General features: G+C 63.9%; 17 protein-coding genes. 11 read left to right on the forward strand and 6 right to left on the reverse strand.

Translation table 11 applies throughout. From position 1 onward, the window contains the following. Nucleotides 1-38: 38 nt before the first annotated feature. The 6 genes from MU449_RS04690 to MU449_RS04715 are packed head-to-tail and all read right to left on the reverse strand — an operon-like array spanning nucleotide 39 to nucleotide 5,835. Nucleotides 39-680 carry a flavin reductase family protein gene (locus MU449_RS04690; protein WP_244736839.1) on the reverse strand — a complete coding sequence of 214 codons (642 nt, stop codon included), beginning with the start codon at nucleotides 678-680 and terminating at the stop codon, nucleotides 39-41. Beyond that, nucleotides 677-2,083: a M24 family metallopeptidase gene (locus tag MU449_RS04695; RefSeq protein ID WP_244736840.1), complete on the reverse strand. Its 1,407-nt coding sequence runs from the start codon at nucleotides 2,081-2,083 to the stop codon at nucleotides 677-679. The genes MU449_RS04690 and MU449_RS04695 overlap by 4 nt, the downstream gene beginning before the upstream one ends. Beyond that, a complete protein-coding gene (locus MU449_RS04700) occupies nucleotides 2,080-2,898 on the reverse strand; it encodes an ABC transporter permease (RefSeq protein WP_244736841.1) in 819 nt (272 codons plus the stop codon). Before MU449_RS04700 ends, MU449_RS04695 begins: the two co-directional genes overlap by 4 nt. Beyond that, entirely contained in the window at nucleotides 2,891-3,721 is an 831-nt protein-coding gene (locus tag MU449_RS04705; protein ID WP_244736842.1) for an ABC transporter permease, read from the reverse strand. Before MU449_RS04705 ends, MU449_RS04700 begins: the two co-directional genes overlap by 8 nt. Before the next feature lie 13 nt (nucleotides 3,722-3,734). Further along, entirely contained in the window at nucleotides 3,735-4,772 is a 1,038-nt protein-coding gene (locus MU449_RS04710) for an ABC transporter substrate-binding protein (RefSeq protein WP_244736843.1), read from the reverse strand. A gap of 1 nt (nucleotide 4,773) precedes the next feature. Then, the gene (locus tag MU449_RS04715) at nucleotides 4,774-5,835 is read right to left on the reverse strand and encodes an ABC transporter ATP-binding protein (RefSeq protein WP_244736844.1); all 1,062 of its coding nucleotides are present in this window, start codon (nucleotides 5,833-5,835) and stop codon (nucleotides 4,774-4,776) included. 227 nt (nucleotides 5,836-6,062) lie between these two features. Between MU449_RS04715 and MU449_RS04720 the strand changes: the two genes are divergently transcribed. The 11 genes from MU449_RS04720 to MU449_RS04770 all read left to right on the forward strand — a co-directional run bounded on the left by MU449_RS04720 (nucleotide 6,063) and on the right by MU449_RS04770 (nucleotide 17,552). Continuing rightward, nucleotides 6,063-6,767 (forward strand): GntR family transcriptional regulator, encoded by a 705-nt coding sequence (locus MU449_RS04720; protein ID WP_244736845.1) that lies wholly within the window; start codon nucleotides 6,063-6,065, stop codon nucleotides 6,765-6,767. A 174-nt stretch (nucleotides 6,768-6,941) separates the two neighbouring features. Continuing rightward, nucleotides 6,942-7,856 carry an ABC transporter substrate-binding protein gene (locus MU449_RS04725; RefSeq protein WP_244736846.1) on the forward strand — a complete coding sequence of 305 codons (915 nt, stop codon included), beginning with the start codon at nucleotides 6,942-6,944 and terminating at the stop codon, nucleotides 7,854-7,856. Nucleotides 7,857-7,860: 4 nt separating this feature from the next. Further along, a complete protein-coding gene (locus MU449_RS04730) occupies nucleotides 7,861-8,682 on the forward strand; it encodes an amino acid ABC transporter permease (RefSeq protein ID WP_244736847.1) in 822 nt (273 codons plus the stop codon). A gap of 11 nt (nucleotides 8,683-8,693) precedes the next feature. Further along, nucleotides 8,694-9,827, forward strand: coding sequence for a sugar phosphate isomerase/epimerase family protein (locus MU449_RS04735; protein WP_244736848.1), 1,134 nt, complete (start codon nucleotides 8,694-8,696; stop codon nucleotides 9,825-9,827). A gap of 709 nt (nucleotides 9,828-10,536) precedes the next feature. Continuing rightward, nucleotides 10,537-11,349, forward strand: a complete 813-nt coding sequence (locus MU449_RS04740) for a GntR family transcriptional regulator (RefSeq protein WP_244736849.1) — start codon at nucleotides 10,537-10,539, stop codon at nucleotides 11,347-11,349. 130 nt (nucleotides 11,350-11,479) lie between these two features. Further along, nucleotides 11,480-12,280, forward strand: coding sequence for an SDR family NAD(P)-dependent oxidoreductase (locus MU449_RS04745; RefSeq protein ID WP_244736850.1), 801 nt, complete (start codon nucleotides 11,480-11,482; stop codon nucleotides 12,278-12,280). Next, nucleotides 12,265-12,912 carry a class II aldolase/adducin family protein gene (locus tag MU449_RS04750; RefSeq protein WP_425310578.1) on the forward strand — a complete coding sequence of 216 codons (648 nt, stop codon included), beginning with the start codon at nucleotides 12,265-12,267 and terminating at the stop codon, nucleotides 12,910-12,912. Before MU449_RS04745 ends, MU449_RS04750 begins: the two co-directional genes overlap by 16 nt. 92 nt (nucleotides 12,913-13,004) lie before the next feature. Further along, complete coding sequence (locus MU449_RS04755; protein WP_244736852.1) at nucleotides 13,005-13,988, forward strand: sugar ABC transporter substrate-binding protein; 984 nt, start codon at nucleotides 13,005-13,007, stop codon at nucleotides 13,986-13,988. A 55-nt stretch (nucleotides 13,989-14,043) separates the two neighbouring features. Next, complete coding sequence (locus tag MU449_RS04760) at nucleotides 14,044-15,573, forward strand: sugar ABC transporter ATP-binding protein (protein ID WP_244736853.1); 1,530 nt, start codon at nucleotides 14,044-14,046, stop codon at nucleotides 15,571-15,573. Next, complete coding sequence (locus MU449_RS04765) at nucleotides 15,570-16,574, forward strand: ABC transporter permease (protein WP_244736854.1); 1,005 nt, start codon at nucleotides 15,570-15,572, stop codon at nucleotides 16,572-16,574. Before MU449_RS04760 ends, MU449_RS04765 begins: the two co-directional genes overlap by 4 nt. Before the next feature lie 3 nt (nucleotides 16,575-16,577). After that, nucleotides 16,578-17,552, forward strand: a complete 975-nt coding sequence (locus tag MU449_RS04770) for an ABC transporter permease (protein ID WP_244736855.1) — start codon at nucleotides 16,578-16,580, stop codon at nucleotides 17,550-17,552. Nucleotides 17,553-17,564 lie beyond the last annotated feature (12 nt).

The following is a 17,564-nucleotide window of genomic DNA, read 5'->3' on the forward strand; positions in this document are numbered from 1 at the left end:
CTGTCGTGTTCAGCCACAAGGTCCTCGATACAAGATCATCAACGTTCCGACATGGCCATGAAGTCTTCGACGGTCGGGGTCACACGCTCGAACTGGTCCAATTGCCGGGCATAGAGGTGCCCACCCAGTCGCCCCACCGCATCGATGCCCATCTGGTCGACATGGAGCGTTTCGGGATCGACCAGCCCTTCGCGCACGAACATGCGCTTCACCTCGCCCAGAACGATGACGCGGGCAGGGGTGATGGGAACGGTCTGCACCAGATGGCATTCGAAGGCGGCGGGGGCGGCAAGGATGCGGGGGCTGCGCACCGTTTCGCCCGCCACCGTCTCCAGCCCCGCCACCTGCAATTCGTCCACATCCGGGGGGAACTTGATCGAACATATCTCCATTTGATCCACCAGCGCGTGATCCGAGATGTGAACGGTGAATTCGCCTGTCGCAAGGATGTTCGCGGCCGTGTCCTTGGGTGTGCCGCAGGGCTTGTATTCGATGCCCACGGCCATGATCGCGGGATCGTGGGTCAGGATGTTGAAGAAGCTGAACGAACCGGCATTGGGCAACCCCTCCGCCGAGACCGTGGTGATCAGGGCGATCGGGCGGGGGATCACGGTGCCGATCAGCAGCTTGTAACGCTCTTTCGGGGTCAGGGCGGCGAAATCGAAGGCAAGGCTGTTCATGCGGCGATCCGATGCGTTTCCAGGGGCGTGTGGTGGGACAGGTTTTCGAATCCGTCCTTGGTGACCACATACATGTCGCCGATGTTGCAGCCGGCGCTTTGCGGTTCCAGCCACTGGGTGTGCAGCACGAAGACCATCCCTTCTTCCAGCATGTCATAGTTGTGGGAGGAGATGTTGAAGGCGTTCTGCCCGCCCGCCATCCCAACCGAATGGCCGAGGTTGGGATTATGCGGGCCGAAGGTCGCAGGATAGACGTGCATCAACCGGCGGCCCTGCGCCTCGTAATCGGCATCGGGGACGTATTGGCGCGGGATCTCGCGCGGGCCGCCATCCGGTGCCGTGGACCAATTGTAAGGCATGGTGCGGGCCTCGGCATCCTTCAGCAGCCCCGCCTCGACATAGCTGTCGAAGGCCGCGTTGTTCAGATCGCGGATCAGGGTGCCGGGGCGGATCAGCTTTTCCGCCGCCTTCACGCCGCGGGTGCAGGCGTCCAGCACCAGTTCCTGCCGCGCGGTCAGATCGCCGAAGGCGAACATGCGGGCGGTCTGCGCGGTGTATCCCTGATACGTCACGTTCGAGACATACAGGTTCGCCAGATCCCCCTTGCGCATCACGCGACCGTAAGGCTTGCCGCAATGGGTGCCCCATTCGTTCGCGCCGATCTGATAGCCGTCTCCGGTCTCGCCCCCGCGCGCCATCTGCGCCATGGTGAAGGCGGCGTAGATTTCGTAATCCGTCACGCCCGTGCGGGCGACGTGATAGGCGGCTTGCGTTGCCACGCTGATCAGTTGCGCGGCGGTGCGGAACTGCGCGATCTCGGCTTTGGTGCGCGTGCGCTGCATCCGCTCCAGCACGGCGGCCTGGTCCGAGAACGTCGCCTTGGGCATTTGCGCAACCAGGGCCGCGCGGAACGCGGCCGAGCGTTTGTCGCCGACAAAGCCGATGCTGCCGGCACGAAGTTCGGTCAGGCGCGCAACCGTCGCCGCGACCGTCTTTGCACCACTGTCGCCGGGGATGTCGGCATATTCGCGGCCCACGGCCCCGATCTGCAAGATGCGGTCCACGCCCACAGGCTCTCCCCCCGGGGGCAGGATGACCGATTGGGTGAAGAAGGACAGGAGAACTAGCTCCTTGTCCTCGTCCATCGGGATGATCAGCACACCTTCGCGCATCCAGTCGCACAGATAGCGCAGATAGGCATGGGCGGCGTGGAACCAGCCCACGCTGTCGCAATGGACCACCACGGCATCGAGGCCCGCGGAGACCGCCTCGCGCTTCAGCCTGCGCATCCGTTCGGCATATTCGGCGGGGGCGATGGGCAGGGCGGGGCGGAAATCAAAATCGGGTTGAAAATCACCCAGCAACCGTTCGATCGACGGGCGGGGTGCGGTATGGGCGTTCATGGGGTGTCCTTTCGACCGCCAAGACGTTGAAGGATGACAAGCAGCAGCGCCGCAGCAAGGATCAGCAGGCCCGACACGGCGGCAACCCGACCGTCAAGGCTTTCCTCCAGCATGGCGAACAGGCGCAGCGGCAGCATCGTGCGGCCCGGATCGCCCAGAAACAGCGTGACCGACACGTTGTCGAGCGACTGCATGAACACAAGGAACGCCCCCGCAACGATTCCGGGCAGGATGGCGGGCAGGCTGATGCGCAGGAACGTGCGCGCACGGGATGCGCCAAGGGTGGACGACGCCTCCTCCAGCGCCGGATCGGACCGCTGGGCCAGCCCCAGCACTGTGCGGAACATCAGCGGCGCGAATACGGCCGCGTGGCCGATCAGCACGGCGAGGAAAGACGGACCCAACCCCAAAAGGCTGAGCGCCAGCAGGGCCGCCAGGGCATAGACGAGGCTGGGCAGGACAAGGGGTGCCAGCAACACAGGCTCCACCGTGCCGGAAAACCGGCGCGGCACACGGGCAAGGGCAAAGGCCGCGGGCGCGGTGATCACCGTGACCAGAACCACGGTCGCCAGCGCCACCTCGACCGAGTTGCGGGCGGCGGTGTGGATCGGTTCGGATGCGACGGGGTCCAGCAGCAGGCGATACCAGCGCAGCGACAGCCCCTGCGGCGGAAAGGCCAGGGTGGCGCCTGCGTTGAACGACATCACCAGCGCCAGCAGGATCGGCCCGATCATGCAGGCCAGCACCGCCAGCCCCCCGACCCAGACGAAGGCCCGATACGATACGACCGACAGGCGCGAACGGACATCAGCCATGACCCTGCAACCTTTCGTGGCGGGCCAGCATCGTCAGGCCCAGCATGATGATGCCGGTGGAGGCCAGCAGAAGGATGGAGATCGCCGCAGCCATGGGCCACTGAAACAACACCCCCACCTCTCGATAGACGTATTGCGGCAGGTAGATCAGACGTGCGCCCCCGATCACGCTTTGCGTGACATAGGAGGTGGTGGCGGAGGCGAAAACCAGCACCCAACCCGCCAGAACGGCGGGGATGATCTGCGGGAATATGGCGCTGAACCATGCGCGCCAAGGGCCCGCGCCCAGTGTCTCGGCCGCCTCCAGCGTGCGGCGGTCGGCGCGGTTCAGCACGGCAAAGACAGGCAGAAGCAGCAGCGGCAGCTCGATCTGGACCAGCGCCATGATCAGGCCCATTTCCGAAAACAGCAGCGAAAAGGGCCGGTCCGTCAGGCCAAGGGCCAGCATCGACTGGCTGATCGGTCCGTTGCGGCCAAGGATGACCACCCAGGCGAATGTGCGCACCACGTTGGCGGTCAGCATCGGCAACAAGGTGCAAATCAGGATCAGCCCGCGCAACCGTGGTCCGCCATGCCAATAAAGCATCACCAGGGGCAGGGCGGCCAAGCTGACAAAGAACGTCACCTTCGCGCCAAGCGCCAACGTGCCCGTCAGCACCCCGCGCGAAAACGGATCCGACAGAAAGGCCGCGAAGTTTCCGAACCCCCATCCCCCATCCGCCCCGCGCAAACTGATGCCCAAAAGCAGCAGCAGCGGAGAGATGAAGAACAGCAGCATGAACCCGATCATGGGCCATGCCATCAACGTGTCCCTGCGGATCATCGCGGCCCCCGTTTCAGCGCACGACCAGACGGTCGAACGTCTCGGTCCATTCGGCACGGTGCGCGTTGATCGCCTGCCAATCGGGATAGACGGCGTTGGCCACCTGTTCGGGCGTGACGAATTCGGACACGACCGCCGAATAGGGCACGTCGGTGTTGGTGGGGATCATCGCCGTCGGCGCTTCGGCCAGCCTGGTCTGGGCGGCGGCGGAGATGGCGGCGTCCATGTAGGCATAGACCCCATCGGGGTTCGCGGCCCCCTTCACCAGATGGATCGTGACGGGCACCGAGGGCGAGCCGCTTTCGGGATGCGCGAATTCGCACGGCATCCCCAGTTCGCGCAGCTTCGCCACGTTGCCGGTGGAGGCCATGAAGACCGCGATTTCGCCCTGCTGATACATCGTCATCTGGTTGGAGCCGGAGGTGGCGATGGCACCCACCTTGGGCAGATAGGCTTCCAGCAGGTCGAACACCGGCTGCATGTTTTCATACGTGCCGCCATAGATCTTGTTGATCTCGGTATAGGCCATCGTTGCGGTGTTCGATCCGAACCCGATCAGGGCCACGTTGTATTCATACTGCGGATCCTCGAACAGGGCCTTGTAGCCCGCGGGCTTGTCCACGACCTGGGGATTGTAGGCGATGCCGTTCACCTCGATCGTGACGTGGGGACCGTATTCGCTTTGCGCGGCCGGGGTCAGCTTGTCCCAGTTCTTCAGGCGCGAGGGGTCGATCGGCTCGATCAGGTCGTTCTGGATCAGGATGTCGCTTTGCCCCGGCGACACCAGAAGCGCGTCATAGGGCGGTTGGCCGGGGCTGGCCATCAGGCGGGCGATCTGGTCCTGCGCCAGGGCGGGCGCAACGGTCAGGCCAAAGCCCGCCTGCTGCACCATCGGCGTCAGGAGGGTGCGATAGGCGTCTTCCCAACTGCCGGGGAAGGTGGCCGCGACCACGTTGGCGCCTTGCGCGAAGGCAGGGCGGATCAGGGCCGGTGCGGCCAGTGTCGACAGGCCGGCAAGGGTGAAGGCACGGCGGGAGAGGTTCAGTGTCATCTCAGTGTCCATCCGGGGTTGAAGGGAAGACGTGCAGTCGGGTCGTGTCGGGGGTCAGCCAGACGGGCTGGCCCTTTTCGGGGCGGGCGGCATCATCGCGCAGGATCTGCGCCTTGATGGCGGTGCCGTCGGCCAAGGTCGCATCGATCATCAGAAAGCGTCCCATCACCACGGCGCGGTCGAACCGCGCGGGAAACGCGTCCGGCGTGGGGGTGAGGGAGAGCGTCAGCTCCTCGGGGCGGCATGTCACCACGACACCGCTGCCGGGGATGAAGTTCACCGGAACGGCGATCCCGGTCCCGTCCGCGGCCTTCAGGCGGGCGGAACCGGTCACCGTGGCCGCGATCCGATTCGCGTGCCCGATGAAACCGTTGACGAACAGGCTGGCGGGGTTGTCATAGATGTCCTCGGGGGTGCCGACCTGTTCGACGCGCCCCTCGTTCATGATCACAAGCTGCTCGGCCACGGCCTGCGCCTCTTCCTGATCGTGGGTGACCATGACCGTCGTGATGCCGACATCGTCCTGCATCCGCACCAGTTCCGCCTGAAGTTCCGCCCGCAATGCGCGGTCCAGCGCGCCGAAAGGCTCGTCCATCAAAAGCGCCGCGGGTTCGGTGGCCAAGGCGCGGGCGACGGCGACGCGCTGCTGCTGCCCGCCCGAAAGGCTGGGTGGAAAGCGATCCGCAAAGGGCGTCAGGCGCACAAGATCCAGAAGCTTCGCCACCCGTTCCCTGCGGTCCTCGCGCAAAAGGTGGGTCAGCCCATACGCCACGTTTTCCGCCACCGTCATGTGCGAGAACAACGCGAAGTTCTGGAAGACCATCCCAAGCTGGCGGTTGCGGACCGGCACCTGCGTCAGATCGCGCCCGTTCAGCAGGATGCGCCCGCCGTCCGGCACGATCAGTCCCGCGATGGCCCGCAGGATCGTGGACTTCCCGCAACCGCTCGGGCCCAGAAGCGCCACGACCTTGCCGTCGGGCACAGTGAAGTCCACGCCATGCAGGACCTGTTTCCCCGCATAGCTGTGATCCACCTGGCTGATCTGCAGTCCGGTTCCGGCCATTGCATCATCCTGTCAGTTTTCTTGATTCGACGGATGCATACACATAATTCGAAAATCAATGCGCATGATGTTGCGAAACTTTACGGATCATGTCTCCGCCTACATTTTGTGCGGTTCACCCGAGTATGCGAATTCTTCGGGCGACGTGACAACGTGTGCTTGCGCCATGAATGCGCGCGTCGCATAGATTGTATGACAGCGCGGCGCGCATCTTTGAGACGGATCCCATGAAAGACGATATTGCCCAACCCGACGACATTTCCGAAGTCATTTGCGCAACGTTGCGTGCCGCGATCTTCGAAGGGGCCCTGAAGCCGGGCGACAAATTGAAGGAAGACATCCTCGCCAAGCATTTCGGAACCTCGCGCACGGTGGTTCGGGGGGCGTTGTCGATGCTGGCACAACAAAGCCTGGCCGAACGGCGGCGCAACCACGGATCCTTTGTCGCGACGCCCAAACCTGACGAGGCGCGCAATCTTCTGGCCACGCGCCGCGTGCTGGAAATGGCGGTGATGGACAGCCTGTCGGGCCAGGTCGGGGCAAGGCAGGTGGAGCGGCTGACGCAGACCATCAAGCGGGAAAAGCAGGTTCATTCCGGCAGCAACGCCACGGAAAAAAAACGGATCGCGGGCGACTTCCACTATTTGCTGGCGGAATTCACCGGAAATGACGTGTTGCGTGAGGTGTTGGAAAATATCCTTACACGCCTTTCGCTGGTGAACTCGCTTTATGAAAAATCGTCTGGATGTTCCTGCGGCACCCCGCACCATGAAGCGATCCTTGCGCAACTGAAGACCGGCGATTTCGCAGGTGCGCGCAAGGCAATGGCCAATCATCTCGACGATATCGAAAGCAGCATCGCGTTCGACGATCAGGTGACCAACGAGGATGACTTCCTTGCGATTCTTGAGCGCATGACCGCCCGAGCCTGACCAACTTCGCAAACTGCCCAAGTTTATATCGCCAGATGTCGCTTGTGCGTTCATCGGGTGCATTTTCGTCGATAAATGCAAAATCTTGCAAATGAACTTGCGAAAGATGTTGCGAATGATTGTTTCGGCGTGACCTCTGGGCTCATCTGAAACGAGATAAACAGGGGCCCACGCTTGAAGACGCTCATTCAACTTACGCTGACCGCTGTTTTGGTCGCATCCGCCGCCCATGCCCAAGGCATGACCGAGACGATGGTTGCCAAACCGGATATTGCCGCTCTGCCGGGGGTCGCCCTGAACCAGACCCTCGCCGACGCGCTGCCCGAGGATATTCGGAACGCCGGCATTCTGAAGGTCGCGACCAGCCTGACGCCGCCCATCAGCTTTCACGACGACGATGGCAAGCTGATCGGCATCGACGCAGATCTTGCCGCTGCCTTCGGGATCATCCTGGGCGTGGATGTGGAGATGACCGATGTCGGCGGCGGCCCGCATATTGTGCCGGCGATCCTGTCGGGGCGTTTCGACATGACGATCTCGGGCATCAACGACGATCCCGAATTGCAAAAGCAGGTCGACGTGATCGACTACATGTATGACGGCACCACGATCATGGTGGTGCAGGGGAACCCGCTGGCGGTCGCTTCGATGGACGATCTGTGCGGAAGGCGCGTGGCCGTGCCCGTCGGCACCTTCCAGAACCGTCTGGCGCAGGCCCATTCCGACGAACATTGCGACGTGCCCATGAACATCATGTCGCTGCCCAAGATGCCCGACGTGTTGCAGGCGATCCGCACGGGGCGCGCCGATGCGACGGTGAACGGCTATGCCACAAGCGTGTATTCGACCGAAAAGCAGGTCGGCCGTGGGGTAGGGCTGCAGGCTCTGCCGGATATCCGGCTTGCCGTGGGCTATCTGGGGATGCTGACCGCCAAGGACGACACCGCCCTGCGCGATACCGCCGCCGCAACGCTGCAGCAGCTGGTGGATTCGGGTGCCTATCAGGCGATCATGGACAAATGGGGTCTTGGCCCGCTGGCGGTCGAAAGCGTCAAGATCAACGATGCGGCCAACCTCGCGATGGAGTAAGCCGATGGCCTCCATCGACACGGAAATCCGTGCTCCGCATGTCGGACTGAAGATCCGGTGGGGGCAAGTCATGGTCGGCGGGGCGGCGCTGGCGGTCATCGCCGCGATGATCTGGGTCGTCGCGCAAAGCCAAAGCATCTACTGGTCCGAAATCCCCGCCTACATGTTCGACCCGCGCATCCTGCGCGGTGTGGTTCTGACGCTGCAACTGACGGCGGCGGCGATGGTTTTCGGCATCGCCCTGGGTGCCGTGATGGCCGCCATGGCGATCAGCCACAACGTCGTTTTGCGGGCCATTGCGGCAGGCTTTGTCTGGTGGTTCCGAGGCGTGCCGCTGATCGTGCAGATTTTTCTGTGGTTCAATATCGCTCTCTTTGTGCCGCATATCGGTCCGTTCGACATCAACACCCTGATCACCCCCACCATCGCGGGCTTCCTTGCCCTCGGTCTGCACGAGGCCGCGAACATGACCGAAATCATCCGCGCCGGCCTGAAATCCGTGGATCGCGGCCAGCGTGAGGCGGCGCAGGCCTTGGGTCTGAAACCGTTGCAGACGATGTGGACGATCATCCTGCCCCAGGCCGTGCGGCTGGTGATCCCGCCCACCGGCAATCAGGCCATCGGGATGCTGAAGGCCAGCGCCATCGTATCGGTCATCGGGATGCGCGATCTGCTGACGCAGGCGCAGCAGATTTATGCCGCCAATTACCTTATCATCGAAATGCTGTTCGTCGCCTCGATCTGGTATCTGGGCATCACCACGATCGCCTCCATCGGCCAGCATTTCATCGAAAAACGCTTCGCGCCGAAAGGGCGCACGGCTTGAAGGAGACTATCGTGAGACTGGGCATCGATTGGCAGAAACTGCCCGAGGCGACCAAGCGCGGCCCGCTGGCCAGCCTTGATCTGGTGAGCGAGTTGGGGCTGGAGGGTATCTTCTTTCCCACCGTTTTGGACATGAGCCCGACGCTGGACAGGGGCCTTCTGCGCGACATCCGCGCCAAGGCCGACGATCTGGGCCTGTATCTGGAAGCGGGCCTTGGCAAGATCAACCCTTATTGCAGCGCCGAGGCACCCGAACTGCGCGCGGCAGGACATGGCGACATCGTCGCGGGCCTGACGCGCATGGTGGAATGTGCGGCCGAAATCGGCTGTCACGAGTTGTGGATCTCCCCCGGCAACTTCAAGGGCCAGTATCCGGGCAGGCTCGCGAACGACCGTTTCCGCACCGATATCAATTGGGCCGACCAACTCGCCGCGATGGAAAAGGTGATGCACCGCATCGCCCCGGCCTTGCGTGCGCACGGCGCGCACATGAACATGGAAACGCATGACGAGATCACCTCGTTCGAGATCCTGCGCCTGATCGAGGCCGTGGGGGAAGACGTGACCGGCGCCGTCTTCGACACCGCGAACGGGTTGCAGCGCGGCGAGCATCCGGTCTGGGCCGCCCGCCGATTGGCCCCCTTTATCCGCCAGACCCATATCAAGGACGCCTATGTCGCCCGCGCCCCCGGTGGACTTGATTTTCAGGGTCGTCCCTGCGGCGACGGGATCGTGGATTTCGCGGTCATCCTCCCGATCCTGCACGCCGCGAACCCTGACCTGAACCTTTCGCTGGAAATGGCGGCCTCCTGCGCCGACAAGCCACGCGCGCCAAACCCGCGCCAATGCATCCAGATTGACGATTCCGTCTGGCGCGCCGTCCATCCCGATCTGACCGCTGACGAATACGATGCCTATATGGCGATGGTCCATGACTACGAGCGCCGCATCGAGCGGGGCGAGGTCGAAGACTGGGTCGCCTATGAGACACGCAATTACGGCTATCCCACATACCGCGAGCAGACTTACGGCTTCGATGAAGCACTCGACTATATCAAGAAATCCGCAAACTACATCGCGCAGACTTGCGAAACCGAAGGAATACGCCTCAAGGGATCGATCCGCTCGGCAGAGCCTGTCGAGTGAATGTCTGACGATGACAGGCGGACACCTATCGAGGTTTGCCGCCTGTCACGAATGTCCGATTCGCGTCGATCCGCGAGGTAGGGTTGATCGAACCGCCGGTGGTCGCCCGCGCATCGGGAGAAAAGCGGGCCTTCCTCTTGCTTGACGGCCATCTTCCCGCCGTGATTTGCGACCGGACCCGTTATCATGCGGGCGAAGACGCCTTACCGCCCCCATCCGCTACCGAGCATCCTGTGCGTCCCGTAGGCAGCGAGAGGGGAACCCAGTGCAATTTGACCCGCGGCTTTGCGTGCGATGTTGGGCGAACGCGGTCCAGACACGCCATGTGCGTATTGCCTGGCCAGAAAAGCTCTGCCTTTTGAACGTGATCACGCAGAGTGATGCATCCTGACCTTGTGGAGAACACAGGGCGTGATGCGAACGGCACCTGCCGCGCCTCATGCACCGATCCGGTTGACATAAGAGGTGCCCCAAGGGCCGATAATGACGTTGCCGCGCCCCCGCAGATACTGGATCATGAAGGGCTGATCCAGACAAAGCTGTGCAGGCACGTCTGGTTGCGCCCGCCCATGCCTAGCGTCGGTATGTCCCGTCGCGGACATTTCGCGCGGGGCGCCGAACGTATAAGGGACAAACCTTTGGGGGGATGACTGCCACATTGCCCCACGCGAATGGGGACGATTCAATGCTGGAAGACGGAAAACCTCGTATGCGCGGCCGTGGACGCCCCAGCTATCACAGCGAAGACGCCGAGGCGGCCGATCGGTTTCACAGGGCTACGGCAAGTCTTTCGTTGGATCGGGCGGATGCGGCCCCGCTTTGGGTGCAACTGAAAAACGAGCTTGGGGGGGCGATCGCGTCCGGTGCCCTTCCCGCCGGCACCCGGCTTCCGTCGGAGCAGGCCATGTGCGCGCTGCTTCAGGTCTCGCGCCCGGTCGTAAGGGCGGCGATCAGCGCGTTGGCGGGCGAGGGGCTGATCCTCAAGATGCCGCGCACGGGCATGTTCGTGGCTGAAAAAGCGCGCGAGACCGATTTTCTGGCCATGCCGATCGGGGTGTTCGAGAACATGCGCGCCAAGGGCCATCGCGTGGACACCACCACCTACGAATATCGCCTGCACGACGCGAACACGCGTGAGCGGGAGGTTTTTGGCCTGCCCGAACGTGCCAAGGTGCTGAGGATCGTCCGTGTCTATCGGCTTGACGGGCAACCGCTGACGCTGACCCACATCTCCCTTCCCGCCCACCGCGTGCCCGGCATGGAATCGCTGGAGATCGGCAACCAGTCCGTGTTCGAGACGATCCGCGCCCGTTACGGGCTGACCGTCCAACGCGCCGATCGCTGGTTCACCGCCGAAATCCCCGACCCCGACGCGGCGGTCCTCTTGGAACTGGCACATGGAAGCCCTGCAATCCGCGTGGAATCAATTGCTTACGATCATGACGGCGTCGCGCTGGAATACTATTGGGCCTATTACAACTCGCAGACGGCGCGGGTTCATATTGCCGTCAATCCCGTCTGATCTTTTCTGGTAATAACCAGATTGACAGATCCCCCGATCCGCCCCTAGGCTTTCATCAGGGAGGCCGGACATCCGGCAATATCGAAAGCGAACACGACGCGGACCATACGTGGCCGCGACCGGGGGAAGCATGTCTGCGGGCATGGCGGGGGGACGGATGGGATATCTCGATAGATTCAGGCTGACGGGGCGCGTCGCCGTCGTCACGGGGGCCGCCAGCGGCATCGGGCTGGAGGCCTGCCGCGCCTTGGCCGAACTGGGCGCCGAGCTGGAGATGCTGGACCTTGACGAAAGCGCGCTTGCCAGGGCGAAGACGGCCTTGGCGGATACGGGCGTGGGGATCGGCACGACGGTCGTGGACGTGACCGATGCCGATGCGGTGGAACGTGCCGCGGCCGCGATCGAAACACGCCGCGGGCGTATCGACATCCTGTTGAATTCGGCCGGTATCGCCCGTCTGCACGATGCGGCGGATGTCGAGGATGCCGAATGGCTGCGGGTGATGGACGTGAACGTCAACGGCACCTTCTGGGCCAGCCGCGCCTTCGGCAAGCGGATGGTCGCGGCCGGTCGGGGCAGCATCGTGAACATGGGGTCCATGTCGGGCACGATCGTCAACCGTCCGCAGAACGCCTCCAGCTATATGGTGTCGAAGGGGGCCGTCCATCAGATGACGCGGGCGCTGGCCGCCGAATGGGCGAAGGCGGGGGTGCGGGTGAATGCGCTGGCACCCGGCTATGTCGCGACCGAGATGACGCTTGCGATGCGGGCGCGGCCCGAACTTTTCGGCACATGGATGGACATGACCCCGATGGGGCGGTGCGGAGAGCCGGAGGAAATCGCCTCGGTCATCGCGTTCCTGGCGTCGGACGCATCCAGCTATGTAACGGGGGCGATCCTTGCCGTCGATGGAGGATACACGACATGGTGAACGAATACGCGCTGCGGCAGGAGATCATCGCCGCCTCCATTCGGATGAACGACAGCGGGATCAACCAGGGCACATCGGGCAACATCAGCCACCGCTTCGGGGACGGGATGCTGATCACCCCATCCTCCATGCCCTATGACACGCTGACCCCCGAAGACATCATGTATGTCGGCCCCGACGGCAGCGCCGAAGGCCGGAACATGCCATCGAGCGAGTGGCGCTTCCACCTCGACATCCTGCGCGCGCGACCCGAGCTGAACGCCGTTGTCCACGCCCATCCGACATATGCCACCACCATCGCCATCATGGGCCACGCGATCCCGCCGATCCACTACATGGTGGCGGTCTGCGGGGGGCCGGATATCCGCTGCGCCCCCTATGCCACCTTCGGCACACCGGAACTGTCGGCCCATGCCGTCAAGGCGCTGGAGGGGCGGACGGCCTGCCTTCTGGCCCATCATGGCATGATCGCCGCCGGCAAGACGCTGGCGAAGGCGATGTGGCTGGCGGTGGAGGTGGAGACGCTGGCCCGCCAGTATCACGGGTGCCTGCAACTGGGCGACCCGCCGTTGCTGCCGGTGGCAGAGATCGAGAACGTGCTGTCGCGCATGGCGGGATACGGCCACGCCTGACGGATGCGACGCGCCCGTTCCGGGGGGAGCCGGAGCGGACGCGTCCAGACTGAAGCGGACCGGGAAGCGGTCCATTAGGGAGGAGAAACGACATGACGATCAGAACCATCCTGGCCGCGACGGCGCTGGCGACCCTTGGTGCAAGCGCGGCCTTTGCGCAGGACGTGCCGTCGCTGGAAGGCAAGACCATCGGCATCACCGCCATCGGCACCGATCACCACTGGGACATCCAGGCCTATCAGGGCGCGATCGAGGCGGTGGAGGCCCTGGGCGGCGAAGTCATCGCGCTGGACGCGCAGCGCAACGATCAGACGCAGATCAGCCAGATCCAGACTCTGATTTCGCAGCGGCCCGACGCGATCATCCAGATGCTGGGCAACGTGGACGTGCTGAACCCATGGCTGAAGCGGATCCGCGATCAGGATATCCCGTTGTTCACCATCGATACCACGACCGAATATGCGATCAACAACTCCACCTCGGACAACTACGCCATCGGCACGGCCATCGCCCTCAAGATGATCGAGGATATGGGCGGGCAGGGCAAGATCCTAGTCTTCAACGGCTTTTATTCGGTTCCCGTCTGCCGCATCCGCTACGATATGCTCAAATACGTCCTGAACGACTTTCCGGGCGTGACGATCGTGGAACCGGAACTGCGCGATGTCATTCCGAACACCGTGCAGTCTGCCTATTCCGACGTGACGGACATGCTCACCCGCTATTCCGGCGATGACAGCATCAAGGCCGTCTGGTCGTGCTGGGACATCCCCCAGATCGGTGCCACGCAGGCGATCGAGGCCGCGGGCCGCGAGGGGGTGATGACCTATGGCATCGATGGCAGCCCCGAAGTGGTGGCGATGGTTGCCGATCCCGACAGCCCTGCCGGCGCCGTAGCGGCCCAACAACCGCGTGAGATCGGAGCGGCGGCCGCCCATAACGTCGCCCGCTATCTTGCGGGGGAGGAGGTTCCGCCCTTCACCTTCATGCCTGCGGTCATCGTGACCAAGGACAATGCGGCCGAAACCGCGCCGCAGTTCCTGGAAGGCACCGACGCGGCCGTGCCCGCCCAGTGATCGACGGGGCCGGCCCCGGCGGCCGGCCCATTCCCTGTGCAGAACTGGAGGCACCATGCCGGATCCATCCGCCCGCCGCCCCGTCGTCGAAATGCGCGGCATCTCCAAGACCTACGGGCCGGTGAAGGCCCTGACCGATGCCGACCTTACGATCCACGAAGGCTCCATCCACGGGCTTGTGGGTGCGAACGGCGCTGGCAAATCGACGATCATCAAGGTCCTTGCCGGGATCGTTCGACCCACCGCCGGAACCATCCGTGTGAACGGGCAGGAGGTGACACGCCTGACACCGGCATCGGTGGAACGGCTGGGCGTGCACTTCATTCATCAGGACCGCCTGCTGGTGCCGACCGCGACGGTGGGCGAGGCGATCTTTCTGCGGCATGAACCGCGCATCGGGCCGTTCCTGAACCATCGTGCCATGAACCGGCAGGCGGATGCGCTGCTGAAACAGTATTTCGATCTGACGCTTCCACCCGGAACGCTGGTGCGCGACCTGACCACGGCCCAGCAGAAGATCGTTCAGATCACTCGCGCGCTGGCGCAAAAGGCCCGCGTCCTCGTGCTGGACGAACCCACGGCGGCGCTGGTCAAGCGCGAGGTGGACAGCCTCTTCGGCGTGCTGCGCCGCCTGCGCGATGACGGGATCGCGGTCGTCTTCATCTCGCACTACATGTCCGAGATCGAGGAGTTGTGCGACACCGTGACGGTGATGCGCAACGGCACCGTGGTCGATGTCGTCGATCCACGCGAAACGCCGATCGACCGTATTGTCGCGATGATGATCAACCGCGACATGACCGAGATGTATCCCCCTCGCCACGCCACCCTTGGCGCCCCGATGCTGGAGGTGGATGGCCTGACGTTGGACGGTGCCTTCCGCGACATCGCACTTCAGGTGCGGGCGGGGGAAATCGTGGGCCTGACCGGCCTTCTGGGGTCGGGGGTGAAGGAACTGGTGCAGTGCCTGTTCGGGCTGATGCGCCCCGATGCGGGCACCATCCGCATCGAAGGGGTCGCGCCCGCCCTGCGCACGCCCATTCAGGCCGTGTCCGCCCGGATCGCCATGTTGCCCGAGGATCGGCGCGCGCATGGTGTGGCGCTTGGCCTGTCGGTGGCCGAAAACGTCTCGCTCGCGTCGCTTTCCCGCTATTCCCGCGGCGGTCTCGTCTCGCGGCAGCGCGAGGCGGAGGTGGTGGACGGTCTCATCCGCGAGTTGTCGATCAAGACGCCGACCCGCACGAACCTTGTCCGCAACCTGTCGGGCGGCAATCAGCAGAAGGTGGCCATCGCCAAATGGCTCAGCTGTCAAAGCCGTGTCTACATCCTGGACGAACCCACCGTGGCGGTGGATGTCGGCGCAAAGGTGGAAATCTACACCCTTCTGAACCGCCTGGCTGCCGAAGGCGCGGCAATCCTGCTGATGTCCTCGGAATTGGAGGAGCTGGTGGGGATGTGCGACCGCACGCTCGTCGTCTATCGCGGCGCGATCACCCATGAGTTTGCCCGCGACGATGTGGACACCGACCGCATTCTGGCCGCCGCATCCGGCGCCCAGACGACCCGACGGAGGGAGATGGCATGACCATGACCGACACCGCCCCACGCGCCGCCCGCACCGGGTTGACGCGCAAGACCCTGGGGGCCTGGGCGATCCGCCTTGGTGCGCTGGCGATGTTCGCGGCGATCCTGATCTATTTCGCGGCCACCGCGCGCGGCTTCGCCAACCCCTACAACATCATGAACGTGGTCGAACAATCGGCCATCCTCGGGCTTCTGGCCTTCGGCATGTCGGTCGTCCTGATCGGCGGCGGGTCCGAGGTGCAGACCGGCGGGATCGACCTGTCGCTGGCTGCCAATACCGGCCTTTGCGCCGCCGTCTTTGCCAACCTGTCGCAGGGGGGCACGCCCGAGGCGGTGGCCATCGCGGCGGCCCTTGCCACCGGCATGGCCATCGGCCTGCTGAACGCCATCGCCGTCGTGCGCCTGCATATCCTGCCGCTCTTGGCCACGCTTGCCGTGATGAACATCGCGGCGGGGCTGGAACTGACGGTGACGCAGAACACGGTCATCTCCGTATCCTCGCCGTTTCTGATGGGGCTGGCGATGGGATCGTTCCTCGGCATCTCCTCGCTCGCCTGGGTGTTCATCGTGTTTTCGGCGCTGATGGTCTGGGGGGTGCATTTCTCCCGCATGGGGCTGCGGCTTTATGCGGTGGGTGGTCACCGCGAGGCGGCGCGCGCGTCGGGCCTGAACGTCGACCGCTATGTCACCGGGACTTACGTCTTCGCCGGGTTGTGCGCGGGGCTGGCATCGGTGCTGATCGTGGCGCGGCTCTCATCCTCCACTCCCGGCACGGGCCAGTTGCTGCTGTCGGTGCTGGCCGCATCGCTGCTGGGCACCGTCTTTTCGCGCCGCTTCATCCCGACGATGGGCGGCACGATCCTGAGCGTCCTGTTCATCGGGTTTCTGGCCAACGGGTTCCAGCTTTCGGGGGTCTCCTCCTACTGGGTGAACGGCGTGCAGGGCGCGCTGATCCTGCTGGTCGTGGCCGTCACCTCGTTCGCACGTCCATCGGAGGGCTGATCCTTGACCACATCGACCATGCCGCGCCTGAACACCGAGCATCTGGCGAATTATGCCGTGCTGGGGGCGTTCTTTGCGATCCTCGTCTATTTCTCGGTCGCCGCACCGGGGTTCCTGAGCGCGGACAACCTGTTCAACCTTGTCGTCAACAATGTTGTGCTGCTGGCCATCGTGGCCCTTGGCATGACGATCGTGATTTCCTCGGGCGGGATCGATCTGTCGGTCGGCATCTCGCTCGATATGGCGGCGATGGTGTTCGTGATGCTTCTGGCGGCCGGCATGACCGGCGGGATCAGCGTGGCGGGGGGCATCGCCGCGGCCGGGGTGGTGGGGATGTTGAACGCCATTCTGATCACGCGCCTGCGCATCAGCCCGTTTCTGGCCACGCTGGGCATCCTGTTCATCGGGCAAAGCGTGCAGCGCCTGGCGACGCAAGGCGGCCAGCCGATCTATCTGACCCGCGCGGAATATGCGGGCACGTTCAACGCCATCGCACGCTCCACGTTCCTGGGCATTCCCACGCCCGTCTGGGTGATGGTGGGGCTGGCCATTGCCGTCTGGGTGCTGCTGCACCGCTCGGTTTTCGGACGGTATGTCCGCGCGCTTGGGGCGCAGCCGGGCGTGGCGTGGTATTCGGGCATCCGCGTGCCGCGCAACACCGCCATGGTCTATATCCTGTGCGCGCTTCTGTGCGGCGTGTCGGGGATCATCCTGTCATCGACCGTGCGCAGCTATGTCCCCCTGTCGGGCGACGGATATCTTCTGGACGCGATCGGCGCGACGTTCATCGGCACCACCCTGTCGGCGGAACGGCGGCCCTCGGTCATCGGCACGATCATGGGGGTGCTGCTGCTGGGCGTCATGCGCAACGGCCTCCTGCTGATCGGCTGGAACTTTTACTGGCAGCAAGTGGGCATCGGCGTGCTGGTGTTCGCGGTGCTGGCCATCAGCTTTGGCCTGAAGGGCCGGGCGGATTGAACAAGGATCATC

This window comes from Falsirhodobacter halotolerans (genome assembly GCF_022899245.1).
Taxonomy (GTDB): Bacteria; Pseudomonadota; Alphaproteobacteria; order Rhodobacterales; family Rhodobacteraceae; genus Falsirhodobacter; species Falsirhodobacter halotolerans.